This is a genomic window from Methylobacterium sp. J-092, assembly GCF_022829325.1.
Classification (GTDB): domain Bacteria; phylum Pseudomonadota; class Alphaproteobacteria; order Rhizobiales; family Beijerinckiaceae; genus Methylobacterium.
Genome location: NZ_JAKSXU010000129.1, coordinates 39,177 through 62,787, shown reverse-complemented (window position 1 = coordinate 62,787; position 23,611 = coordinate 39,177). Strand labels below are relative to the sequence as shown.

21 protein-coding genes and 1 tRNA gene are annotated in these 23,611 nt (G+C 70.5%); 12 read left to right on the top strand and 10 right to left on the bottom strand.

Features of this window, described 5'->3' with window-relative positions; translation table 11 throughout:
• Window positions 1-42: 42 nt before the first annotated feature.
• Window positions 43-1,398: a flagellar protein export ATPase FliI gene (fliI, locus tag MKK60_RS16090; RefSeq protein WP_147843018.1), complete on the bottom strand. Its 1,356-nt coding sequence runs from the start codon at window positions 1,396-1,398 to the stop codon at window positions 43-45.
• Window positions 1,399-1,816: 418 nt separating this feature from the next.
• On the opposite strand from fliI, the gene ctrA reads away from it, so the two are divergent.
• From ctrA to MKK60_RS16060, 6 genes are all read left to right on the top strand, one after another.
• Window positions 1,817-2,518 (top strand): response regulator transcription factor CtrA, encoded by a 702-nt coding sequence (gene ctrA, locus MKK60_RS16085; RefSeq protein WP_147727979.1) that lies wholly within the window; start codon window positions 1,817-1,819, stop codon window positions 2,516-2,518.
• Between the two features lie 415 nt (window positions 2,519-2,933).
• Complete coding sequence (locus tag MKK60_RS16080; protein ID WP_243987186.1) at window positions 2,934-4,496, top strand: 2-isopropylmalate synthase; 1,563 nt, start codon at window positions 2,934-2,936, stop codon at window positions 4,494-4,496.
• 142 nt (window positions 4,497-4,638) lie between these two features.
• A tRNA-Lys gene (locus tag MKK60_RS16075) sits at window positions 4,639-4,714 on the top strand.
• A gap of 174 nt (window positions 4,715-4,888) precedes the next feature.
• The gene (locus MKK60_RS16070; RefSeq protein ID WP_243987184.1) at window positions 4,889-5,686 is read left to right on the top strand and encodes an ABC transporter ATP-binding protein; all 798 of its coding nucleotides are present in this window, start codon (window positions 4,889-4,891) and stop codon (window positions 5,684-5,686) included.
• Window positions 5,686-6,570: an ABC transporter permease gene (locus tag MKK60_RS16065; protein ID WP_243937758.1), complete on the top strand. Its 885-nt coding sequence runs from the start codon at window positions 5,686-5,688 to the stop codon at window positions 6,568-6,570. The genes MKK60_RS16070 and MKK60_RS16065 overlap by 1 nt, the downstream gene beginning before the upstream one ends.
• Window positions 6,571-6,645: 75 nt before the next feature.
• Window positions 6,646-7,611 (top strand): ABC transporter substrate-binding protein, encoded by a 966-nt coding sequence (locus MKK60_RS16060; RefSeq protein WP_243987182.1) that lies wholly within the window; start codon window positions 6,646-6,648, stop codon window positions 7,609-7,611.
• A gap of 42 nt (window positions 7,612-7,653) precedes the next feature.
• Here the strand turns inward: MKK60_RS16060 and MKK60_RS16055 are convergent, their stop codons facing one another.
• Window positions 7,654-7,899, bottom strand: coding sequence for a hypothetical protein (locus MKK60_RS16055; RefSeq protein WP_243987180.1), 246 nt, complete (start codon window positions 7,897-7,899; stop codon window positions 7,654-7,656).
• Window positions 7,900-8,020: 121 nt separating this feature from the next.
• Window positions 8,021-8,821 carry a cold-shock protein gene (locus MKK60_RS28475; protein WP_147858186.1) on the bottom strand — a complete coding sequence of 267 codons (801 nt, stop codon included), beginning with the start codon at window positions 8,819-8,821 and terminating at the stop codon, window positions 8,021-8,023.
• A gap of 306 nt (window positions 8,822-9,127) precedes the next feature.
• On the opposite strand from MKK60_RS28475, the gene MKK60_RS16040 reads away from it, so the two are divergent.
• The 3 genes from MKK60_RS16040 to MKK60_RS16030 all read left to right on the top strand — a co-directional run bounded on the left by MKK60_RS16040 (window position 9,128) and on the right by MKK60_RS16030 (window position 11,647).
• Window positions 9,128-9,601: a response regulator gene (locus MKK60_RS16040; RefSeq protein ID WP_147729085.1), complete on the top strand. Its 474-nt coding sequence runs from the start codon at window positions 9,128-9,130 to the stop codon at window positions 9,599-9,601.
• A gap of 229 nt (window positions 9,602-9,830) precedes the next feature.
• Complete coding sequence (locus MKK60_RS16035) at window positions 9,831-10,919, top strand: Ppx/GppA phosphatase family protein (RefSeq protein ID WP_147729084.1); 1,089 nt, start codon at window positions 9,831-9,833, stop codon at window positions 10,917-10,919.
• Complete coding sequence (locus MKK60_RS16030) at window positions 10,916-11,647, top strand: RlmE family RNA methyltransferase (protein WP_147729083.1); 732 nt, start codon at window positions 10,916-10,918, stop codon at window positions 11,645-11,647. The genes MKK60_RS16035 and MKK60_RS16030 overlap by 4 nt, the downstream gene beginning before the upstream one ends.
• Window positions 11,648-11,926: 279 nt before the next feature.
• On the opposite strand, the gene MKK60_RS16025 is transcribed toward MKK60_RS16030, so the two are convergent.
• The 5 genes from MKK60_RS16025 to MKK60_RS16005 all read right to left on the bottom strand — a co-directional run bounded on the left by MKK60_RS16025 (window position 11,927) and on the right by MKK60_RS16005 (window position 19,229).
• Complete coding sequence (locus MKK60_RS16025) at window positions 11,927-13,159, bottom strand: DUF4167 domain-containing protein (protein WP_243987178.1); 1,233 nt, start codon at window positions 13,157-13,159, stop codon at window positions 11,927-11,929.
• Between the two features lie 442 nt (window positions 13,160-13,601).
• Window positions 13,602-14,501: a peptide chain release factor N(5)-glutamine methyltransferase gene (gene prmC / locus MKK60_RS16020; RefSeq protein ID WP_409567412.1), complete on the bottom strand. Its 900-nt coding sequence runs from the start codon at window positions 14,499-14,501 to the stop codon at window positions 13,602-13,604.
• Window positions 14,498-15,583, bottom strand: coding sequence for a peptide chain release factor 1 (gene prfA, locus MKK60_RS16015; RefSeq protein WP_243987176.1), 1,086 nt, complete (start codon window positions 15,581-15,583; stop codon window positions 14,498-14,500). Before prfA ends, prmC begins: the two co-directional genes overlap by 4 nt.
• 60 nt (window positions 15,584-15,643) lie before the next feature.
• The gene (ptsP, locus tag MKK60_RS16010) at window positions 15,644-17,908 is read right to left on the bottom strand and encodes a phosphoenolpyruvate--protein phosphotransferase (RefSeq protein WP_243987169.1); all 2,265 of its coding nucleotides are present in this window, start codon (window positions 17,906-17,908) and stop codon (window positions 15,644-15,646) included.
• Window positions 17,909-17,993: 85 nt separating this feature from the next.
• Entirely contained in the window at window positions 17,994-19,229 is a 1,236-nt protein-coding gene (locus tag MKK60_RS16005) for an aspartate kinase (RefSeq protein ID WP_243987167.1), read from the bottom strand.
• Between the two features lie 280 nt (window positions 19,230-19,509).
• Here MKK60_RS16005 and ubiG point away from each other — a divergent pair, with 280 nt between their 5' ends.
• From ubiG to MKK60_RS15990, 3 genes are read left to right on the top strand one after another with little or no spacing between them, the layout of a single operon-like run.
• Window positions 19,510-20,298, top strand: a complete 789-nt coding sequence (gene ubiG / locus MKK60_RS16000) for a bifunctional 2-polyprenyl-6-hydroxyphenol methylase/3-demethylubiquinol 3-O-methyltransferase UbiG (protein WP_243987160.1) — start codon at window positions 19,510-19,512, stop codon at window positions 20,296-20,298.
• 45 nt (window positions 20,299-20,343) lie between these two features.
• Window positions 20,344-20,904: a YbhB/YbcL family Raf kinase inhibitor-like protein gene (locus MKK60_RS15995; RefSeq protein WP_243987153.1), complete on the top strand. Its 561-nt coding sequence runs from the start codon at window positions 20,344-20,346 to the stop codon at window positions 20,902-20,904.
• Between the two features lie 49 nt (window positions 20,905-20,953).
• Complete coding sequence (locus MKK60_RS15990; protein WP_243987151.1) at window positions 20,954-21,928, top strand: NADPH:quinone oxidoreductase family protein; 975 nt, start codon at window positions 20,954-20,956, stop codon at window positions 21,926-21,928.
• A 4-nt stretch (window positions 21,929-21,932) separates the two neighbouring features.
• On the opposite strand, the gene MKK60_RS15985 is transcribed toward MKK60_RS15990, so the two are convergent.
• Both MKK60_RS15985 and MKK60_RS15980 read right to left on the bottom strand, forming a co-directional pair.
• The gene (locus tag MKK60_RS15985) at window positions 21,933-22,946 is read right to left on the bottom strand and encodes an adenosine kinase (RefSeq protein WP_243987149.1); all 1,014 of its coding nucleotides are present in this window, start codon (window positions 22,944-22,946) and stop codon (window positions 21,933-21,935) included.
• A 67-nt stretch (window positions 22,947-23,013) separates the two neighbouring features.
• Window positions 23,014-23,568, bottom strand: coding sequence for a Uma2 family endonuclease (locus MKK60_RS15980; protein ID WP_243987147.1), 555 nt, complete (start codon window positions 23,566-23,568; stop codon window positions 23,014-23,016).
• Window positions 23,569-23,611 lie beyond the last annotated feature (43 nt).

Below are 23,611 nucleotides of genomic sequence, written 5' to 3'. Positions count from 1 at the left end.
CCCGAGGAGCGGAGGCGGCGAAGGGCCGCCGCACCGCACGTCTCAGGAACCGCCCACGATCTCCGCGAGCCGTGCGTAACCATCGCCGATGGAGGTTGCTTCTTCCTTACCCTGCCCCAGAAAAGCCTCCAATCGCGGCATGAGCGCCACCGCCTCGTCGACCTCGGCCGAGGCGCCGGCGCGGTAGGCGCCGAGGCGGATCAGCTCCTCCATGTCGGCGTAGGTCGCGAGCAGCTTGCGCGCCCGCCGCACCACCGGGAGGAAGGCCGGGTCGCAGGACCGCGGCATGGTGCGCGAGACCGAGCGCAGCACGTTCACCGCCGGATAGCGCCCGCGCTCGGCGATGGAGCGCTCCATCACGATGTGCCCGTCGAGGATGCCGCGCACCGCATCCGCCACCGGCTCGTTGTGGTCGTCGCCCTCCACCAGAACCGTGAACAGCGCCGAGATCGTCCCCTCCCCCACGCCGGGGCCGGCGCGCTCGAGCAGGCGCGGCAGCTCCGAGAACACCGTCGGGGTGTAGCCCTTGGCGGTCGGCGGCTCGCCGGCGGCAAGGCCGATGTCGCGCTGGGCCATGGCGAAGCGCGTGATCGAATCGATCATGCACAGCACCTTGGCGCCCTGATCGCGGAAATGCTCGGCGACGGAGAGGGTCACGTAGGCGGCGTTCCGGCGCATCAGGGCCGGCTCGTCCGAGGTCGCGACCACGACCACGGACCGGGCGAGGCCGGCGGCGCCGAGGTCGTCCTGCAGGAATTCCTGAACCTCGCGGCCGCGCTCGCCCACGAGACCGATCACCGCGACGTCGGCGGCGGTGTAGCGGGCGAGCATCGACAGCAGCACGGACTTGCCGACGCCGGAGCCGGCGAAGATGCCCATGCGCTGCCCGGCGCACATCGTCAGGAAGGTGTTGAGGCAGCGCACCCCGAGATCGAGTGGCGTCCCGACGCGGCGTCGGGCATGGGCGGGCGGTGGGTCGGCCCGCAGCGGGTAGATCTCCGGCCCGCTGGCGAGCGGGCCGAGGCCGTCCACCGGGCGGCCCAGCGCATCGACGACGCGCCCGAGCCAGGCCGGCGAGGGCCGGATCGCGCCCGCGGCCTCGTCGCGGACGAAGGCGGGGCAGCCGCGGCGGACGCCCTCGAGCGAGCCGAACGGCATGGCGAGCGCCCGGTCGCCCTGGAAGCCGATGATCTCGCACGGGATCAGCCCGGCGCTGCCGGCGCCCTCGACGTCGAGCCGCCCGCCGAGCCGCATCGCGGCGACGGGGCCTGCGACCTCGACGAGCAGGCCGCGAATCGCCACGACCCGTCCGTAGGTCTCCAGCGGCTCGACGCGCTCCAGCCCGGCGCGGATTCCCGAGAGCGTCCGTGCCGCGGTCCCGCCCTGGTCCTGCGTCATTCCTGAAGCCCTAACGGTTCGTTTACCTCCCTCCTTAACACTGCGGTCATCGGGCTTGTAGCGGGGCCGATCGCAGTGCCGGTCCGGGTCCCTCGATCCGCTCAGGACATGCGTGCCGGATGTGGCGGAACGGTCACAAACGGGTGCGGCCCGTTACGGGTGAAGGACTTGGCTGGGGCGGGGGGCGCGGCGTCGGCCGCGGACGGTTTGTGCGGTGAGAACAGACCGCAAACACCGGACGCAAAAAGGTCGAGGCGGGGTCAAACGATCGCTTGCCACACAGAATCAGGTTTTGTTAACGATTAACGAATAGCGTTTCACGTCAATGACGATGGGGCGTCCGTCCACAGGCCGGTGGCGGACGAATGGCGGCGACGTGTCCGAACGCTGATACGGCCGGCCGGGCTGGGGATCGACGATGCGGGTACTTCTGATCGAGGACGACGGCGCCACGGCGCAGAGCATCGAGTTGATGCTCAAGTCCGAGAACTTCAACACCTACACCACCGATCTCGGTGAGGAAGGAATCGATCTCGGCAAGCTCTACGATTACGACATCATCCTGCTCGATCTGAATTTGCCCGACATGTCGGGCTACGAAGTGCTTCGCAACCTTCGCGTCGCCAAGGTCAAGACGCCGATCCTGATCCTGTCGGGCATGGCCGGCATCGAGGACAAGGTGAAGGGCCTCGGCTTCGGCGCCGACGACTACCTCACTAAGCCGTTCCACAAGGACGAGCTCGTGGCCCGCATCCACGCGATCGTCCGCCGCTCGAAGGGCCACGCCCAGTCGGTAATCACCACCGCCGACCTGATCGTGAACCTCGACCAGAAGACCGTCGAGGTCGCCGGCTCCCGCGTCCACCTAACCGGCAAGGAGTACCAGATGCTGGAGCTCCTCTCGCTGCGGAAGGGCACGACGCTGACCAAGGAGATGTTCCTCAACCATCTCTACGGCGGCATGGACGAGCCCGAGCTGAAGATCATCGACGTGTTCATCTGCAAGCTGCGGAAGAAGCTCGCCAATGCCAGCCAGGGCAAGAACTACATCGAGACCGTCTGGGGCCGCGGCTACGTGCTGCGCGAGCCGATGGACGCCGAGGAGCGCATCGCCGTCTGATCCTCGCCCGCCCCGGCTCTTCCCTCTACAGGCACCCGCGGAGCGATCCGCGGGTGCCTTCTTCGTTGCGGCGGCCGGTTTCGCCGCTCGGCCGGTCGACGGTCGTGCTTGTCTTTGGGCCCAACCAGGGATATCCACGCTGCCTGCGTCGCCGGCCCCGCACATCTCCGTGCGGTCCCGAGATCGGCGCCGAGGAGAGACGAGCCTTGGCCAGCGCCGGCTCAGCACCCGTCATCGTCGAGGCCGCGACCGCGGCGTCGCTGACGCGCGCCCTCCGCTCGCTTCTGCTTACCCGCCCCTGAGGGCCGTCCGGGCGTTCGCCTGGGCCTTCAGGGGATCGCATGGCCGACCTCACAGGCTTCGAAGGCCGCCCGATCCGCTCGGCGGGGGCGCGCCGCGACAGGGTGGACAACCGATGACCAGCGTTTCCGAGACGAAAAAAGACCGCGTCGTGATCTTCGACACGACGTTGCGCGACGGCGAGCAATGCCCGGGCGCGACCATGACCCTTGACGAGAAGCTCGCCGTCGCCGAGCTGCTCGACGCGATGGGCGTCGACGTCATCGAGGCCGGCTTCCCGATCGCCTCGAACGGCGACTTCGAGGCCGTCTCGGAGATCGCCCGCCGCGCCAAGCGCGCCACCATCGCCGGGCTCGCCCGCGCCATCCCCGCCGACATCGCCCGGGCCGGCGAAGCGGTGCGGCACGCCCGCCAGGGGCGCATCCACACCTTCGTCTCGACCTCGCCGATCCATCTCGCGCACCAGATGCGCAAGACCGAGGACGAAGTCGTCGAGATCATCCTCAAGACGGTGGCGCAGGCCCGCGACCTCGTCGCCGACGTCGAGTGGTCGGCGATGGACGCGACCCGCACGCCGATCGACTACCTGTGCCGCTGCGTCGAGGCGGCGATCAGGGCCGGCGCGACGACGATCAACCTGCCCGACACCGTCGGCTACGCGACGCCGGGCGAGTACCGCGCGATGTTCGAGGCGGTGCGCGCGCGCTTGCCGAACGCCGACAAGGCGATCTTCTCGGTCCATTGCCACAACGATCTCGGCCTCGCGATCGCCAACACGCTGGCCGGCATCGAGGGCGGCGCGCGGCAGGTCGAGTGCACGATCAACGGCATCGGCGAGCGCGCGGGCAACGCGGCGCTGGAGGAGGTGGTGATGGCGATCCGCACCCGCTCCGACGTGCTGCCCTACGAGACCGGCATCGAATCGACGATGCTGACCCGGGCCTCGAAGCTCGTCAGCCACGCCACGAACTTCCCGGTGCAGTTCAACAAGGCAATCGTCGGCCGCAACGCCTTCGCGCACGAGAGCGGCATCCACCAGGACGGCATGCTCAAGCACGCCGAGACCTACGAGATCATGACCCCGGCCTCGGTCGGCCTCACCAAGACCAACCTGGTGATGGGCAAGCATTCCGGCCGCGCCGCCTTCCGCTCGAAGCTCGACGAGCTCGGATTGAGGCTGTCCGACAACCAGCTGCAGGACGTTTTCGAGCGGTTCAAGGCCTTGGCCGACCGCAAGAAGAACGTCTACGACGAGGACATCGAGGCGCTGGTCGACGAGAATCTCGCCACCGCGCACGACCGCATTCGCCTGGTCTCGCTCTCGGTCATCGCCGGCACGCGCGGGCCGCAGCGCGCGACGATGAAGGTCGCCGTCGACGGCAAGACGCTCACCGAGGAGGCCGACGGCAACGGGCCGGTCGACGCGGTGTTCAACGCGATCCAGGCGCTGGTGCCGCACGAGGCGCAGCTCGAGCTCTACCAGGTCCACGCGGTCACCGCCGGCACGGATGCCCAGGCGGAGGTTTCGGTGCGGCTGAAGGCCGGCGAGCGGTCGATCACCGCACGCGGCGCCGACCCCGACACCCTCGTCGCCTCGGCCAAGGCCTACCTCTCGGCGCTGAACAAGCTCTCGGCCTCGGCCGTACGCCTCCACGCGCAGCACGCGGCGGCGGAGTAGGCCGAAAACCGACCGGCCCGGGGGAAAATTCCGGCTCGCGGGCAAAAACCGCGAACACGGGGTGGACAGCCCCCGGCCCGGTTGGTATCAGCCCGCATCGCAGCGGGACTTGGTGGACCGCGGCGGATCGCTCAATGCGATCGGGCGCATAGCTCAGTTGGTAGAGCAGCTGACTCTTAATCAGCGGGTCCTAGGTTCGAACCCTAGTGCGCCCACCAAAAGATTCCGAACTTCGATGATGTGAGGGCAGGACGCGGTCGCGCGTCCTGCCCTTCTTCGTTTGGTCCGGCGCCACCGATCACGCGTGTCTCGCCGTTTCGGCCTCACGCCTGCATTCTGCATGCAGTTTGGCCCGGGCCTTGCTGGATCCCGCCGTCAGCGTGGAGCCGGTGATGGATGCGGTTGCGAACGGCCGGGACGTGCAGCTCGCCCTGCGGGGCATCCGCAAGGCGTTCCCGGCGAAGGGTGGTGCCGTCCCGGTGCTCGACGGGCTGAGCTTCGACATCTACGAGCGCGACTTCGTCAGCATCATCGGCCCGTCCGGCTGCGGCAAGACCACGGTCTTCAACGTGATCGCCGGCCTGCTCGAGCCCGATGAGGGGACGATGCGCTTTCGCGGCGAGATCGTGCCCGGCCTGTCCGGCCGCGTCGGCTACATGATGCAGAAGGACCTGCTGTTCCCCTGGCGCACGGTCCTGCAGAACGTGATGCTCGGCCTGGAGATGAAGGGCGTCGACGCCAGGGCCGCCACCGAGACGGCACAGGACTACCTCGCCCGCTTCGGCCTGTCCGGCTTCGAGAACGCCTACCCCAAGACCCTGTCGGGCGGCATGCGGCAGCGCGCGGCGCTGATCCGGACGCTGATCATGGATCCGGACATCCTGCTCCTCGACGAGCCGTTCTCGGCGCTCGACTACCAGACCCGGCTCTACCTCGAAGGCGTGCTGCTCGACGCGGTCGAGACCTTCCACAAGACCGTCGTGCTCGTGACCCACGACATCGACGAGGCGGTGGCGCTCTCGAAGCGCGTCGTGGTGCTGGGCAATCGCCCGACCCGGGTGAAGGCGGTGCACGACATCGCGCTCAGCGATCGGTCGCCGATCGGCGCCCGCAGCGATCCGCGCTTCTCCGAGTATTTCAACACGCTCTGCGGCGAGCTCGACATCCAGACCAGCGCGAGGGCGGCCTGATGGCGATCCAGATCCTATCCCACGAACAGGCACCGCCGGAGGCGGCGAGCCGACCGACGCCGCCGGCCCGACGCCGCCGGCCCGGTGCCCTGGCACGGGCGATCGACACCACGCTCGGGCGCGGGCTGATCCAGCTCCTCGCGGTGGCCGTGTTCTTCGCGGCTTGGGAGGTCGCGGTCGATGCCGGCTGGCTCACCGAGTTCCTGGTCGGCGCGCCCTCGGGCATCTGGCGGGTGTTCGTCAAGAGCGTGCTCGACGGCAGCCTCGCCCACGACACCTGGCTCACGGTGGTGGAGGCCATCCTGGGCTTCGTGATCGGCACCGCGATCGGCTCGGTCGCGGGGCTCGGGCTCTGGTACTCGGTGCTGGTGGCGCGGATCGTCGAGCCGTTCATCGTCGCGATCAACTCGGTGCCGAAGATCGCGCTCGCCCCGATCGTGATCCTGTGGTTCGGCACCGGGTTCGTCTCGAAGGTCGCGCTCGCGGTCTCGCTAACGGCGCTGGTCGCGCTGATCGCGGCGTACCAGGCCGCCCGGGACGCCGATCCCGACCTGCAGGCGCTGCTGGCCTCGATGGGCGCCTCGAAGAACCGGATCTTCCGCTCGGTGATCGTGCCGTCGACGCTGCCGGCGATCATCGGGATGTTCCGGATCAACATCGGCTTCGCGCTGGTCGGCGCGGTCGTCGGCGAGTTCATCTCGTCCCAGGCCGGGCTCGGCCACCTGATCTACAACGCCTCGTCGCTCTACGACCTCAACGCCGTCTGGGTCGGGCTGTTCGTGCTGATGTTCGTCGGCTTCCTGCTCTACCACGTCATCGATTTCGCCGAGCGCCGCATCCTGCCGTGGCGGCAGGTCGACACCGCCGGCAGCGTCCAGGTCTGAGTTCCAAGCCGGCGGAGCGCGGCTCGCCGCGGCCGTCCGCCCCGCCCTTCCCGCCAGCAGAACGAGAGCCTTCCGATGATCCAGCGTCGTCCCCTCATCGCGACCGTCGCCGCGGCCTGGCTGATGGGGGCCCTGCCCGCCTCGGCGGCGGCGCTGAAGGCGACCGTGAGCCAGGCCTTCCAGTCGATGCTCTACCTGCCGCTCTACGTCGCCCTGGACGAGGGCCTGTTCGAGAAGGCGGGCATCGACGTGACCAAGGAGACGGCCGGCGCGCCGAGCGTCGCGCTCTCGGCGGTGATCTCGAAGAGCGCGCAGTTCTCGATCCACGGCCCGGAATGGACCGCGGTGGCGGCCTCGAAGGGCGCGCCCGTCGGCGTCATCGCCAACGTCGTCAACGGTGCCGCCGTGTGGATCGCGACGACGCCGGACTTCGTCTTCAAGGACGTGAAGGACCTCAAGGGGCAGACCATCGTCACTGGGTTGATGCCGACGACGAGCACCTCGCTGTTCCTCAAGCTCTTGAAGGAGAACGGCCTGTCGAAGGACGACGTGACGCTGACGCAGGTGCAGCTCGGCACCGAGCCGGGCCCGTTCCTCGCCGGCCAGGCCAAGGTCGCCGTGCTGTACGAGCCCGGCCTCGATCAGGTCGCCGCCAAGGGGATGAAGGTCGTCCTCGGCTTCCCCGAGAAGTACGGCCCCTACGCCTTCTCGGCGGTGAGCGCGCGCAAGGATGTCGATCCGGCGGTGGCGCAGGCCTTCGTCGACGGCATGCAGGCGGCGATCCGGCTGATGCAGTCCGATCCGGCCAAGGCGGTCGCGGTGGCGAAGAAGGAGTTCCCCAACCTCGATCCGACCGTGGTCGAGGCTGCGGTCAAGCGCATGATGGGCGACAAGGTCTATCCGGAAAGCGTCGACATCACGTCCGATGCCCTCAAGATCGCCCTCGATACGCAGATCGCCCTCGGCAACCTCGCGGCCCAGCCGGACTACGCGACCTTCGTGCGGCGCGATTTCATCATCAAGGCAATGGCCGGCCAGTAGCGCCCGGTGCCGTCCGCGATCTCAGCGCGGATGGTCCCCGTCTCAGCGGGCGGCCGGACGCGACGATTGGAGGGACTTCGCTGCCATCGACGCGCTCGGTGGCAGATCGTTCGCGCTCGGAACCGCCGCGTCCTTCTCCGGGAGGGGGCCGGGCTTCTTCGCATCCCGCCCGCGCTCGAAGCCGTAGCCGAGGTTCACGCCGGCATAGGCGCCGGTGAAATCCTCGGCCCTCGCCTGCTGCGCCGTGGCGAGGGCGAGCAGGATGCCGAACGGTACGGCACGACGCATGAGATGTCTCCGATTGTCGTCCCGGAACGCAAAACGGCGGCCCCGTGAAGGACCGCCGTTTCCAATCGCATCGGGAACGCGGCGGAAGCGAGGCCGCCGCGTTCGCCAAAAATGCCGCCGATCAATCGTCGACGTTGATGCTCTGAGCCTCGCGGCCCTTCTGGCCGTCGACCACACCGAGCGTCACGGTCTGACCCTCGGCAAGCGACTCGAGGCCGGCCCGCGACAGGGCGGAGCGATGGACGAACACGTCCTTGCCGCCGTCGTTCACCGACACGAAGCCGAAGCCCTTGGCCGGGTCGTACCACTTCACGGTGCCCTGCATCTCGGTCGAGGGGCCCGAGGCGACGCGGCCACCGCCGCCGTAACCGCCGCCGCCGCCACCGAAGCCGCCACCGGCGCCGCCGTAACCACCGCCGGCACCGTAGCCGCCGGCGCCGCCGAAGCCGCCGGCGCGCGGGGGACGCGCATCGCGCATCTCGCGCCGGGGCGGAGCCGCCTCGGCCGTCGAGGTGTCGACGCTGGTCACGTTGGTGACCTGCGGACCCTTCTGGCCCTGCGCGGTCTGAACGGTGAGCCGGGTGCCCGGCAGCAGGTCGTCATGGCCGGCGGCCTCGACGGCGCGGATGTGGAGGAAGGCGTCGCCCGAGCCGTCGCCCAGCTCAACGAAGCCGAAGCCCTTCTCCTTGTTGAACCACTTGACCGTGGCATCGCGCTCCGGACCCGTAGGGGCCGCCGCAGCCCGGGGAGCGCCGCGATCGAAACCACCGCCGCCGCCACCGAACCCGCCACCGCCGCCGCCGAAGCCGCCGCCACCGTATCCGCCGCCACTCGGGGGAGCCTGATCAGGCCATCTCGGCTCTGCGCCACCCTCATCGAAGCCGCGCTTCTGCGGCCCCCGGAAATCACGACCACGTCCCATCGAAAGCTCGCCAAAAACCGTCCGCCGACCACGTCTCGAATACCGCGTGCGCGCCATCCCAGACAGCTCACGCCCCGCACTCCCATTACCCCCGGTCGCGGTAACCAAGAATAACGCCTCAGTCCTGACGCAATTGGCCGTTGACCGCAAGGACCTTGTTGTCGATCCGCTCGGAGTTCCATCACTTTCTCGTCGTCGTGAAACCCAGGCTTGCAAAGCGCGCCGTGTTAGGGAAGCGCAAAGGCCGGGTGCGTATGCAGAGGGACAGGCTCCCGCATCCGCCGGGGCCCGCGTGCCGCCCCCTCGATGATCGCGACCCCGACCTTCCCAGACTTCTCCGCCCTCGTGGTCGACGAGAGCCTCTACATCCGTCGAATCGTGCGCGACATGCTGATGCGCGTCGGCATCAAGCGGGTGCTGGAGGCGCCGGACGGGGCCGAGGCGCTCGGCGTGCTCGCCGAGAGCAAGCCCGACCTGACGATCATCGACTGGGATCTGGCGATCCTCTCGGGCGAGGAGTTCATCCGGCTGGCGCGCACGCCCTCGACCTCCCCCTGCCCGACGATTCCCATCATCCTGATGCTCGCCCAGCCGCGTCGGAACGTCGTCGACCGCGCGATCACCCTCGGCGTCAACGAGATCATCGCGAAACCGTTTTCGCCCAAGACGTTGTGGTCGCGCCTCGACGAGGTGATCAACCGGCCGCGACCCTACTCCCAGGTGAAGAGCCTGTTGCGGCCGACCTCCCGCGCCGCTAGCCTCGCCAAAGCGATGGCCTGACGCGACCGCGTGATCGCGCATCGCATCCGATGTCTCGGCGGCCGGGTCTCGGCGTCGGGCGAATGGTTTTCGATCCTCTTCGCCTGCTGCGGTCGCGCCGACGGCCGTGGATGCAGTTCCGGCATTCGTGAACGGGACGTTGCAGTTCGCTGCCGAGCGAGTAGGGTCGAGCGTGAATGATGGCCGGGCGGTTCGCCGGGGCCAGGGATGGGAAAGCGCGGCGACGCCGATGAGGGACGAGAGTGGCGCGACCGCGCCGGCCCGCCCCCAGGGCGCGCCACCGGCAGGGGCACCCGGTTCCGCCCCCGCGGTCTCGCATCGCGACGTGCGCCGCAACGCCTACGCGGCCCTGGATCTTGGCACCAACAACTGCCGCCTGCTCATCGCCGAGCCGTCCTCGCACGGCTTCCGGGTGATCGACGCGTTCTCGCGCATCGTCCGGCTCGGCGAGGGACTCGGCAGCTCCGACCGGCTCAGCGAGGCGGCGATCGAGCGGACGATCGACGCGCTGCGGATCTGCAAGGGGAAGATGCGCGCCCGCGGCGTCGGGCGGGCCAAGATCATCGCCACGGAGGCCTGCCGGCTCGCCGTGAACGGTGCCGAGTTCGTCGCGCGCGTGCGGGCCGAGGTCGGCCTCGATCTCGAGATCGTCGACCGGCAGACCGAGGCCTACCTCGCCGTCACCGGCTGCGCCGCGCTCGCCGACCCGCAAGCCGAATCGGTGGTGATCTTCGACATCGGCGGCGGCTCGACCGAGATCGCCTGGCTCGACGGCTCGGCCGCCAACCCCTCGACCGATCCGACCCTGCGCATCCGCGCCTGGGATTCGCTGCCGGTCGGCGTCGTCACCCTGGCCGAGCGCCACGGCGGCTCCGAGGTGACGCGGATGATGTTCGAGGGCATGGTCGAGGAGGTGGCCGAGATGCTGGGCCCCTTCGCGATCCGTGCGGCGGCCGCGGCGACGGCGCCCGGCTTCCACCTGCTCGGAACCTCCGGCACCGTCACCACCATCGCGGCGATGCACCTGCGCCTCGTGCGCTACGAGCGCCGCCGGGTCGACGGGCTGTGGATGAGCGACGCCGAGGTCGCCGGTGCGATCGACGACCTGCTCGACACGCGGCTCGACCAGCGGGCGGAGAACCCGTGCATCGGCCGCGACCGCGCCGACTTGGTCCTCGCCGGCTGCGCGATCCTGGAGGCGATCCGCCGTGCCTTCCCGGCCGAGCGCCTGCGCATCGCCGATCGCGGCCTGCGCGAAGGATTGTTGATGAACATGATGCGGGAAGACGGCGTGTGGCGCCGCGGGGGCTACCGGTGACCGACAGGCGTGGCGGAGCGGGCGCGACGGGCGGAGTCCGCGGCGATCTCAAGCAGCGGGTGAAGACCGGGCGCGGGCGCACCCATTCGCAGAAGAGCTGGCTCGAGCGCCAGCTCAACGATCCCTACGTCCAGCGGGCCAAGCGCGAAGGATACCGCTCGCGGGCGGCCTTCAAGCTGATGGAGATCGACGAGCGCTTCAAGCTGCTGAAGCCCGGCCAGCGCATCGTCGATCTCGGCGCCGCCCCCGGCGGCTGGTCGCAGGTCGCGGCGAAGATCGTCGGCGAGACCGGCCGCATCGTCGGAATCGACCTGCTCGAGATCGAGCCGATGCCGGGCGTCGAGTTCATCACCCTCGACTTCCTCGACCCCGAGGCGCCGAAGCGCCTCACCGGCCTGCTCGGCGGCCCGGCCGACCTCGTGCTGTCCGACATGGCCGCCAACGCCACCGGCCACAAGAAGACCGATCACCTGCGCATCATCGGGCTCGCCGAGACCGCGGCCGAGTTCGCGCGAGAGGTTCTGGCGCCCGGCGGCGCCTACCTCGCCAAGGTGCTGCAGGGCGGTACCGAGACCGCGTTGCTCACCGACCTCAAGCGCGACTTCTCCCTCGTGCGGCACGTCAAGCCGAATGCCAGCCGCGCCGATTCGAGCGAGCTCTACGTGCTGGCGACCGGCTATCGCGGGCCGACGCCGGCCCTCGCCCTCGCCGAGGCGGACGGGGACTGATTCGCGGCGCTCCGCCTGCTGCGCGCACGGGTGGTTTGGCTCGAAACGCCGGTGCCGTGGCACCCATGCCGGCTCGGTGACCTGCCGCGAGAGCCTATCGCTCGACGCCCGCTGGCACTGCCGGGAGGCCTGGATCTCACGTCTCTCCGGCCCGTTCTCTGCGTCCGAGCGTATCCCGACCGGGTGAAGGCCGGATCGGCCCTTCGGGGACCGACCTTCGGATACGAAATAGGCCACCCCGGAGATCCGGGGCGGCCTGTCTCGCGGGAATGATGGCGTCTACTCGACCGAGGAGGCGCCGTCCGGTGCCTTGGTCTCCGGCGAACCTTCGGCCTCGGTCCCCTCGAAGCGCGGGCGCCGCCGGCGACGGACCTTCGGAGCCGGCGCGTCCTCGCCTTCGGCCGTGGGCAGGCTCGGCGCCTGCGCCTCCGCCACGGGCGCTTCGGCGGCCGGTGGCAGGCGGGGCGGCGTCATCAGGAAGGCCGGGAGGCCGGCCGCATCCTCGGCGACGGGCCGCGGCTCCTCGCGGCGACGCTCGCGCCGGGCCGGAGCCTCGGCCCGGGCCGGCGCTTCCGCACGCACCGGCGCCTCGGCGCGGGCCGGCATCTCGGTCCGGGCCTCCTGGCGCGGCTCGCGGCGCGGCTGCTCTGTGCGTCCGTTCTCGTAACGGTTCTCGCGGGGCGCTTCGGCGCGCGGCTGCTCCTGACGAGACGGATCCTGGCGCGGAAACTCGTCCCGCGGCTGATCGCGACGGTTGAACTCGGCGCGGTTCTCCTGCCGATTGTCCTGGCGCGGATACTCCTGCCGCCCGTTCTCCTGCCGTCCATTCTCCTGCCGCCCGCTGTCCTGGCGGTTGAAGGTCTGCCGGGGCGCGTCCTGGCGATCGTAATCGGCGCGCTGGCCGTGCTCCTGGCGGCCCTGATCCTGCCGGCCGCCGTCCTGGCGGTTGCCGTCGGGACGCTGGTTGTCGAAGCGGGCGCCGTTGTCGAAACGCGGCCGGTCGTTGCGGTTGTTCTGGAACCGGTCGCGGCGCTCCTGGCGGTCGCCGCGGTTCTGGTTCTGGCCGAACCTGTCCTGCTGGTTGCGATCCTGGCCGCGATCCTGGCGCCCGTCCTGCTGGCCGCCCTCGCTGCGGTTGTCGTAGGGCTGCGGCTGTTGGCCCGGATCGCCGTATTCGGGCGCGTAGCCGGCATAGCCCTGGCCGTTGGCCTCGCCGCCCTGCTCGTCGTCGCCGTCCTCCATATCGTCGTCGTACGACCGCGAGGCGTAGCCGGCGCCGGCCTGCGGGCGGCCCTGCTCCTGCGCGCCGGAGATGATCCGGAAATAGTGCTCGCCGTGCTGGAAGTAGTTCTCCGCCGCCACCGGGTCGCCCGCCGCCTGCGCGTCCCGCGCGAGCTGAGCGTACTTGTCGGCGATGTGCTGGGCGGTGCCGCGGACTTTGACGTCGGGTCCGTTGGATTCGTAGGACCGGGTCAGCGGGTTCGGGCCCTTCGGCCGGTTCCGGCCGCGCACCCGTCGGTTCTGGTTTGGTCTCATCGGTCTCAGATGACCCTCGTTACTGCGAAAGGCGCGTCTGGTCGGGGGGAAGGCTGGGGGCCGGGCTCCCGAGGCGCCGCAGTGCGGGTCCTCGCCGGCGCCCGCGGACGGATCATCGGAATTGATCCACGACCCGCTCGCCTACCAGCCGTCTGTCCCGATCCCTCGGGGCCTACGCTTGCGTCCAAGACGCCCGTCGATTGTCAGGTTCGAAAACCGCCGCGCCGCTGCTCAAACCCGAGCCTGCGTCTGATCGACGGTGGAGCGATCGGCCGCCACCCCGCAAAGGATGCGCTATACCGAACCTACGGCTTTCCGTCTTAACGGATCGTCCGCGAACCGCAAGTCGAGACGGGGGATCCAGCGCGAAGTTGATGGGGATTCCGACGAATTTTGCGTGATCGGTGCCAAAAATCCCCTATGCGGGCGCCCTGTCGGGCCGACCGACGAACGACGCGACCCGCGTATGCCCGGCGAGGTCGCGCGTGATGCCGCTCGGTCGAAGGCCCGCCTTCCGGCCCAGATCCGTCACGGCGTCCGCCTGATCGTAGCCAATCTCGAGGTGGAGCGAGCCGCCCGGCGCGAGCAACCCGCCTGCCGTCGCATCGACGATCCGTCGATAGGCCGCAAGCCCGTCGCCGCCGCCGTCGAGCGCGGCCATCGGATCGTGCTCGCGCACCTCGCGATCGAGGCCGGCGATCACGGCGCTGGCGATGTAGGGCGGGTTCGAGACCACCCGGTCGAACCGGCCGACGAGCGCCTCGCACCAATCGCCGGCGACGAACAGGGTGCGATCGGCGACGCCGTTGTCGAGCGCGTTCGCGCGCGCCGTGCGCAGGGCATTCCAGGAGCGATCGAGGCCGATGCCGGTCGCGTTCGGCAGCGCGCTCAGCAGCGCGACCAGGATGCAGCCGCTGCCGGTGCCGAGGTCGAGGATGCGGAGGGGGGCCGCCGGGTCCGAAACCGTTTCCAGCGTGGCGTCGACCAACGTTTCGGTGTCGGGCCGCGGCACCAGCGTTTCCGGGGACAGCCGGAACGGCAGGCCCCAGAACTCCCACGTTCCGAGGATGCGGGCCACCGGTTCTCCGGCAACGCGCCGGCGCGCGGCGGCCTCCAACCTGTCCGCGCCCTCCGACCCGAGGGCTCGGCCGCCGTGCAGCGCGAGGTCGACGGCGCGGAGATCGAGCATGCCGAGCATCAGGAAGCGGGCATCGCCCTCGGGTATGCCTTCCGCGGCGAAGCATTCGGCGAGGCGCCGCAGGGCAAGGCTGCGCGTATGATCCGGGCGGACGATGCGCGCGTCGGCCCGTCCGCTCACGCCATGCCTTCGGCGGCGAGCAGCTCGGCCTGATGCTCCGTCACGAGCGCGTCGACCAGCTCGTCGAGGGCGGTGCCGGCGAGCATCTCCTCCAGCTTGTACAGGGTGAGGTTGATGCGGTGGTCGGTCACCCGGCCCTGCGGGAAGTTGTAGGTTCGGATGCGCTCCGAGCGGTCGCCGGTGCCGACCTGCGACTTGCGGTCGGCGGCGCGGACCGCGTCCTTGGCCGAGCGCTCGGCATCGTAGAGCTTGGCCCGCAGCAGCGACATCGCGCGGGCGCGGTTCTTGTGCTGGGAGCGCTCCTCCTGGACGAAGATCACGATCCCCGACGGCAGGTGGGTGATGCGGATCGCCGATTCGGTCTTGTTGACGTGCTGGCCGCCGGCCCCCTGCGAGCGCATGGTGTCGATCTTCAGGTCGGCGTCGTTGACGACGATGTCGACCTCCTCGGCCTCGGGCAGGACCGCGACGGTGGCGGCGGAGGTGTGGATCCGCCCCTGCGCCTCGGTGTCGGGCACGCGCTGGACCCGGTGGGCGCCGCTCTCGAACTTCAGGCGGGCGAACACGCCGCGGCCCTTCACCTCCGCCACGACCTCGCGATAGCCGCCGACGGTGCCCTCGCTCTCGGAGATGACCTCGACCTTCCAGCCCTTGGTGTCGGCGTACTTGGCGTACATCCGGAACAGGTCGCCGGCGAACAGCGCGGCCTCGTCGCCACCGGTGCCGGCGCGGATTTCGAGGATCGCGCTCTTCTCGTCGGCCGCGTCCTTGGGCAGCAGCATCAGCTGCAGGTCGCGGTGCGCCTTGATCAGCGCGTCCTCGGCGTCGGGCTTCTCGGCGGCGGCGAGCGCACGCATCTCCGGGTCGCCGCCGGGCTCGTCGATCAGCGCCTCGACCTCGGCCAGGTTGGCGGCGGCGGCGCGATAGGCGTGGATGCCGGCGACCACGGGATCGAGATCCGACAGCTCGCGGGAGAGCTGGACGATGCTCTCCGAGCTCGCATCGCCGGCGGCGAGGGTGCCGGTGACGATGTCGTGGCGCACGAGGATGGCGTCGAGGCGGTCGGGGGAAAAGGGGATCATCGACCGGGGTCTACTCTGGGACGCTGACGGAAACGAGCCCGGTTTTCACGCTGGGCGGGGTCAGACCGGGATGCCGTGGGCCTTGGCGAAGGCGGCGAGCGCCGGGCGGATCGAGGCGCCGTCATGGGCGCGGGCCATCTCGGCGTCGATCACGTCGGCGATCGCCCGCGCGTCGAGGCTCAGCACCATCGCCTTGATCGGGCCGATCGAGGCGGGCGACATCGAGAGGTCGCGGAAGCCCATGCCGATCAGCGCCATCGCTTCGAGCGGCCGTCCGCCGATCTCGCCGCACACCGTCACCGGGCATCCGGCCGCGTTCGCGCGCTCGGCGATCAACCGGAAGGCGCGGATCGCCGCGGCGCAGAGCGGATCGAACCGGTCCGCGACGCGGCGGTTCTCGCGGTCGACCGCGAACAGGAACTGCATCAGGTCGTTCGAGCCGACCGACAGAAAGTCGGCCACCTGCGCGATCTCGTCGATCTGGAACAAGAGCGAGGGCACCTCGACCATCGCGCCGAGGCGGCAATCGCTCGGCAGCGGATGGCCGTGGCGGCGCAGATGCGCCTTCTCGCGATCGACGATCGCCTTGGCCCGGACGAACTCGTCGACCGTGGCCACCATCGGGAACATGATCTTGAGCGGCCGCCCGGCCGCCGCCCTCAGCAGCGCGCGCAGCTGCACCCGCAGCAGCGCCGGCCGGTCGAGGCCGATCCGGATCGCGCGCCAGCCCAGCGCCGGGTTCTCCTCCTCGAGCTTGGGCATGTACGGCAGGATCTTGTCGCCGCCGATGTCGAGCGTGCGGATCGTCACCGGCCGGTCGCCGGTGGCGGCGAACACCGCCTCGTACAGCGCCTGCTGCTCGGCCGCCGAGGGCATCCGCTGCGCCACCATGAACTGCAGCTCGGTGCGGAACAGGCCGATGCCCTCCGCGCCGGTCTCGTTGAGGTGGCCGAGGTCGACGAGCAGGCCGGCATTGAGGTGCAGGCCGATGCGGATGCCGTCGCGGGTGGTCGCGGGGACGTCGCGCAGCGCCCGGTACTGCTCCTGCCGCTTGGCGCGCAGGCGCACCATCTCGGCATAGGCCGCCTCGATCTCCGGCCCGGGGCGGACCTGGACCTCGCCGGAGACGCCGTCGACGATGATCGCGTCACCCGAATCGCACAGCGCCGTCGCGTTCTCGACCTCGCCGACGGCAGGGATGCCGAGCGCCCGCGCGACGATCGCGATGTGGCTCGTCGGGCCGCCCTCCTCCAGCACGACGCCGCGCAGGCGCGACGGGTCGTAGTCGAGCAGCGCCGCCGGGCCCATCGAGCGGGCGACCAGGATCGCGTTGTCGGGCAGGTAGGCGCCCGCGCCCGCGCCCTCCTGCCCGGTCAAGCGGCGCAGCAGGCGGTTGGCGAGGTCGTCGAGGTCGTGCAGGCGATCGCGCAGGTACGGGTCGCTCTGGCGCATCATCCGGGCGCGGTTGTCCGACTGGACGCGCTCGACCGCCGCCTCCGCGGTCAAGCCCGAGACCACTGCCTCGCGCATCCGGCGCAGCCAGCCCTTGTCGTGGGCGAACATGCGCACCGTTTCCAGCACCTCGCGCGATTCGCCGGTGCCGATCTTGTCGCCGCGCTCGACCAGGTCGTCGATCGCCGAGCGCACCGCCTCGATCGCGGCCTCGAGCCGGGCGATCTCGGCCTCGACGTTCTCGGCGATCAGCGTCTTCACGACGATGCGCGGCTCGTGCAGCACCACGTGGCCGAGGCCGATGCCGTCGGCGAGCACGACGCCGCGGGCGTTGACGGCGCGGCGCGCCGCGGTGCCGGCGTCGGGAGCCAGCCCCTGCAGCTCGCCGGACGCGATCATCTCCGAGAGCACCATCGCGGTGGTCTGGAGCGCCTCGATCTCCTCGTCGGAATAGACGCGGTAGGTCTTGTTCTGGACGGTGAGCACACCGAGCGTGTTGCCGGCCCGGAGCAGCGGCACGCCGAGGAAGGCGTGATACGCCTCCTCGCCCGTCTCCGGGCGGTAGGAGAAAGCCGGGTGGGTCTGCGCGTCGGAAAGCGACAGCGGCTCGGCCGTCTGCGCGATCAGGCCGACGAGGCCCTCGTCGGCGCGCATCCGGGTCAGGTGGACCGCCTCGCGGTTCAGGCCCTCGGTGGCGAACAGCTCGAGCGTGTTGTCGTCGCGCAGGACGTAGACCGAGCACACCTCGGCGATGACGTTGGCGGCGATGACCACGACGATGCGGTCCAGGCGCGCCTGGGGGCTGACCGGCTCCGCCATGGCTTCGCGGAGGCGGCGCAGCAGCAGGCGCGGGCCTCCGGGCGCAGCGGGCATCGTCTGGTCAATCCCCTGTCAGCGCGACGCCGGGTGTCGGCGCCGGGCAATCTCAGGTCGCACCCGTCGGACGGGCCTGCAAGCCTCAGGCCTGATCCAGGCCGTATAGCGAGTGGAGCGTGCGGACGGCAAGCTCGGTATAGGCCGCGTCGATCAGGACAGAGAACTTGATCTCGGAGGTGGTGATCGCCCGGATGTTGATGCCCTTGTCGGCCAGCGCCCGGAACGCCTTGGCCGCGACGCCGGCATGGCTGCGCATCCCGACGCCGATCGCCGAAACCTTCACCACGTCGGTGGCGCCCTCGATCTGCGCGAACCCGATCGTGTCGTGCGCCCGGTCGAGCACCGTGCGCGCCCGGTCGTAGTCGGCGGCCGGCACCGTGAAGGTCATGTCGGTGGTCGACTGGTCGCCCGACACCGTCTGGATGATCATGTCGACGTTGATGTTGGCGTCGGCCAGCGGCCCGAAGATCGCGGCGGCGACGCCGGGGCTGTCCTTGACGCGGCGAAGCGTGATCTGCGCCTCGTCCCGCGCGAAGGCGATCCCGGTGATGATCTGCTGTTCCACGTCTGTGTCCTCGTCGCAGATGAGGGTGCCGGGGCGCGCGGCGTCCGGCGGATCGAAGGAGGAGCGGACCGTGGTCGGCACCCGGTGCACCATGGCGAGCTCGACGGAGCGGACCTGCAGCACCTTGGCGCCGAGCGAGGCCATCTCCAGCATCTCCTCGAAGGTGACGCGCTCCATGCGCCGCGCCTTCGGCACGACGCGCGGGTCGGTGGTGTAGACCCCGTCCACGTCGGTGTAGATGTCGCAGCGCTCGGCGCCGATGGCGGCGGCGACGGCCACCGCGCTGGTATCCGACCCGCCGCGGCCCAACGTCGTGATCCGGCCGGTCTCGGCATGGATGCCCTGGAAGCCGGCGATCACCGCGACCTCGCCGCGCTTGAACCCTGCGTCGAGCCGGGTGCCGTCGATCTCCTCGATGCGGGCCGAGCCGTGCGCGTCGGACGTCAGGATCGGCACCTGCCAGCCCTGCCAGGAGCGGGCCGGGATCCCGGCCTTGCGCAGCGCGATCGCCAGGAGGCCCGAGGTCACCTGCTCGCCCGAGGCGACCACGGCATCGTACTCGGCGGCCTCGTATTCGGGGTCGGCGTCCTTGACCCAGCCGACGAGCTCGTTGGTCTTGCCCGACATCGCCGAGACTACGACCGCGACCTCGTAGCCGGCCGCGACCTCGCGGGCGACGTGGGCGGCCACGTTGCGGATGCGCTCGACGTTGGCGACCGAGGTGCCGCCGAATTTCATCACCAGACGGGGCATGCAGCGTCCGCGTTTCTCAAACTTCGTCGAACGACCGATCCGGGCTCAGATGTCCGGGCGTGTTCGGCGGCCTCCAACGATTCGCGAACGGCCGCGCCGCCGGCTGTACCGGACCGGCGTCCGGCGGGTACAAGCGGGGTCGGGGGCTGTCAACACGCCGCCAAGCTCCACTTACCCGGAATGCAGGGTCGGCCGCACCCGCTCGGCCGGTCGCCCGTGCGCGGTCGGCGCGGGACTGCGACCACCGAGCGCGCGCCGTCCCCGAATGGAAAGAGATCGGATGACCATCGACGAGACCGCCGCCGGGATCGAGGCGGGTGCGAGCAGCAGCGCGGGCCTCGGCTTCGTCGACCCCGGCGAGGTCGCCCGGTTCGATGCGCTCGCCGCGACGTGGTGGGATCCGCGCGGTCCGATGCGGGTGCTGCACCGCTTCAATCCCGTCCGCCTCGCCTACATCCGCGACGCGGTCTGCCGTCATCACGGGCGGTCGGTCGAGACGCCGTTCGCGCTGCAGGGCCTCTCGATCGTCGATGTCGGCTGCGGCGGCGGCGTGCTGTCGGAGCCGCTCGCGCGCCTGGGTGCCGACGTCACCGGCCTCGACCCGGCGGCGCAGAACATCGCCGCCGCGCGACGCCACGCGGAGGCCGAGGGCGTGCCCGTCGACTATCGCGCAGAGACCATCGAGTCGGTGGTCGCCGCCGGCAAGACCTTCGACGTGGTGCTGATCATGGAGGTGATCGAGCACGTGACCGACATGCCGGCTTTCGTCCGCACGGCGGCATCGGCGGTGAAGCCCGGCGGCCTGCTCTTCGCCGCGACGCTCAACCGGACGATGCGCTCCTTCGCGCTCGCCATCGTCGGCGCCGAGTACGTCCTCGGCTGGCTCCCCAAGGGCACCCACGACTGGGAGAAGTTCGTGACGCCATCCGAGCTGTCGGCGGCGCTCGGCGGCGGCGGCCTGTCGGTCACCGACACCACGGGCGTCGTCTACAATCCGCTCACCGACGGCTGGCGGCTGGGCCGCGACACGGCGGTGAACTACATGCTGGCGGCCGAGCGCCCTGCCTAGCACGCAGGGCACTGTTCGACCGGCGTCAGAATCGAAGGAGACCCGATGCTCGAGAAGATCCCCGCAGCGGTCGGCCAGGCCCTGTCCGGCCTCAAGGCCGGCCTCAAGAAGACCGTCTTCCACGTCGATTTCGCCGATGCCCCGGAGACGATCGCGCTGACGAGCCCGGCCTTTGCCGACGGCGCCGGCATGCCGGTCCGCTTCACCGCGGATGGCGACGGGACGTCGCCGCCGCTCGCCTGGAGCGGCCTTTCCGCGGGCACGGCGAGCGTCGCGATCCTCGCCGAGGATGCCGGCAGCCCGACGCCGCAGCCGCTGGTGCACCTCATCGTCTGGAACCTCGCGCCGGACGTTTCGGATCTGGCCGAGGGGGCGGCCTCCGCGAACGCGCGCGTCGATCTCGGCAAGAACAGCTTCCTCAAGGACGGCTGGCTTCCGCCCGACCCGCCCACCGGCCACGGCCCGCACCGCTACCTGTTCCAGGTCTACGCCCTCGACCGCCTCCTCGACCTGCCGGCCTCGCCGGGCCGCGGCGCCCTGGTCGATGCGATGCGCGGCCACGTCCTGGCCAAGGGATCGCTGGCAGGAATCTACGAGCGGCGCTGAGGCGATCGGCTGGCCTTGGGCAACTGGTGAAACGAACGGAAGGCGCGCGATGAAGGCTCTCCTGTGCACCCGGCTCGGCGGCCCGGACGACCTGTCGATCGCGACGCTGCCCGATCCCGTCCCCGGCCCGGGCGAGGCCCTGGTGCGGGTCACCGTCGCCGCGCTCAACTTCTTCGACACGCTGATCATCGCCGGGCGGTATCAGGTGAAGCCCGAGCTGCCGTTCTCGCCCGGGGGCGAGGCCTGCGGCGTGGTCGAGGCCCTGGGACCGGGCGCGGACGGCGTGCGGGTCGGCGATCGGGTGATCGTGCATGCCAATTACGGCACCTGCCGCGAACGGCTCGCGGTGCCCGCACGCATGCTGACGCCGGTTCCGGCCGGGGTGAGCAACGAGCAGGCTGCCGGCCTCACGATCACCTACGGCACGTCCCTCCATGCCTTGCGCAACCGCGCGAAGATCCGGCCCGGCGAATGGCTCGCGGTGCTCGGGGCGTCGGGCGGGGTCGGTCTCGCGGCGGTCGAGCTTGGGGCGCTGCTCGGGGCGCGGGTGATCGCCTGCGCCTCCTCGGAGGACAAGCTCGCCATCGCCCGGCAGCACGGGGCGGAGGTGGGCCTCGTCTACGATCCGGCCACCCTGCGCGACGCCCTGAAGGACGCGACCGGGGGCAAGGGCGTCGACGTGGTCTACGACGCGGTCGGCGACGCCTTCTCGGAACCGGCCTTCCGCGCGCTGACCTGGCGCGGCCGCTTCCTCGTCGTCGGCTTTGCCGCGGGCGAGATTCCCCGCCTGCCCCTCAACATCATGCTGCTGAAGGAGCTCGACGTGATGGGCGTCCACTGGGGCGTCTTCACCGAGCGCGAGCCGGAGGTGCACCGCGAGAACCAGCGCCAGATGCTCGCATGGGTCGCCGAGGGGCGGCTGACCGCGCGGGTGCACGGCGTCTACCCCCTCGAGGACTACGCCGCGGCCCTCGGCATCCTCAGCCGGCGCGAGGCGGTGGGCAAGGTGCTGCTCCGGCCCTGATCCTTCAGATCAGCCCCTGCGCCTTGGCGAGCGCGACGAGGTCGCCCTGCGGCCGGGCGCCGATGTGCTGGATCACCTCCGCCGCCGCGAGCGCGCCGAGGCGGGCCGAGGTGACGTAGTCGAGGCCGCGGGCGTGACCGGCCAGGACGCCGGCGGCGAAGAGGTCGCCCGCGCCGGTGGTGTCGACCACCTCGCGCACCGGCGAGGCCTCGACCGAGCGGATCTCGCCGCCCTTCACCACCATCGCGCCCTCGGACGAGCGCGTGACGAGGCCGAGCAGGTGCCGCCCGCGGGCGTCGCGCTCGTCGCGGAGCGCCTTCAGCGCCGCGTCCGCGTCGTCGGTCTGGTAGAGGCTCTGCAACTCGCCGATGTTGGCGAACAGGATGTCGACGCTGCCGTCGCGGATCAGCCCGAGGAACTCGTCGCGGTAGCGGCCGACGCAGAACGCGTCCGACAGGGTCAGCGCCACCGCGTTGCCGGCGCCGTGGGCGATCGTCACCGCCTTGCGGAACGCATCCTTGGCGGCCGGCGGGTCCCAGAGGTAGCCCTCGAGGTAGACGACGCGGGCGCTCGCGACCGTCGCCTCGTCGAGGTCGGCCGGCGACAGGCCCTGGCAGGCGCCGAGATAGGTGTTCATCGTGCGCTCGCCGTCGGGCGTCACGAGGACGAAGCAGCGGGCGGTGGCCGGCCCGTCGGTCGCCACCGGCACGTCGAACGCGACGCCGGTCGCCTTCAGGTCGTGGCTGAACAGGCCGCCGAGCTCGTCGTCGCGGACCTTGCCGACGAAGCCGGTCTTGGCGCCGAGCAGCGCCGCGCCGACCGCCGTGTTGGCGCCCGACCCACCCGACACGATCGTCGCCGGCCCCATCGCGGAGAACAGCGCCTCGGCGCGCGGCTCGTCGATCAGCGCCATCGCGCCCTTCGGCACGCCCTGGTTGGCGAGGAAACCCTCGTCCGTGCGGGCGATGACGTCGACGATGGCGTTGCCGAGCACCAGGAGGTCGAGGCGAGCGGTCATGCGGGCGTCCCTTCGGAAATTCGCTCGCGCTCTCGCACCGGCGCCCGGTAGGGTCAAGCGAGGCGGCTCAGGCGTCGTCGTAGAGTTCGGCGAGCGGGACGGTGATGCCGGGAGGATCGAAGGTCAGCACGCCGTCCGAGACGATACGCGTCTCGATGACGTCGTCGGCGCGACGATGATGGTGGACGGCGAGGCGTTTGACCGTGTCGATGAGGAGGTAATGCATCACGCTCGGGATGCCGAAGTAGCCTGCGAATTTCGCGCCCGTATCGATCGATCGCGTGCTCGGCGAGAGGACATCGACCACGATGACCGGATCCGTCACTTCCACCGTGTTCGGATCGAGACGAGGTCCGCAACGGACGAGGGCGTCAGGCTCGAAAGCCGTGGTGCGTTCGATCCGAATCGTCATTCCGTCCGGGAGCACCTGGCAGGGCAAGCCTTCCCGCCGAATGACAGCCCGCAACGCGAGTTGAGCGGCGAATTTCGTCTCGGCATGCCGGACCCGTTCCGGCGGCATCGCGAAGACCTCGCCGTCGAGCAACTCATGCCGCCCCGGTCGTCCCTCGCCCCAGGCCAGGAACTCGCCGACGGTCATGCGCGGTGTCGGCTTCACGCTCATGCGGCGAGCTTAACATGTCCCGATCGGGCCGCGAAGGCGGCCG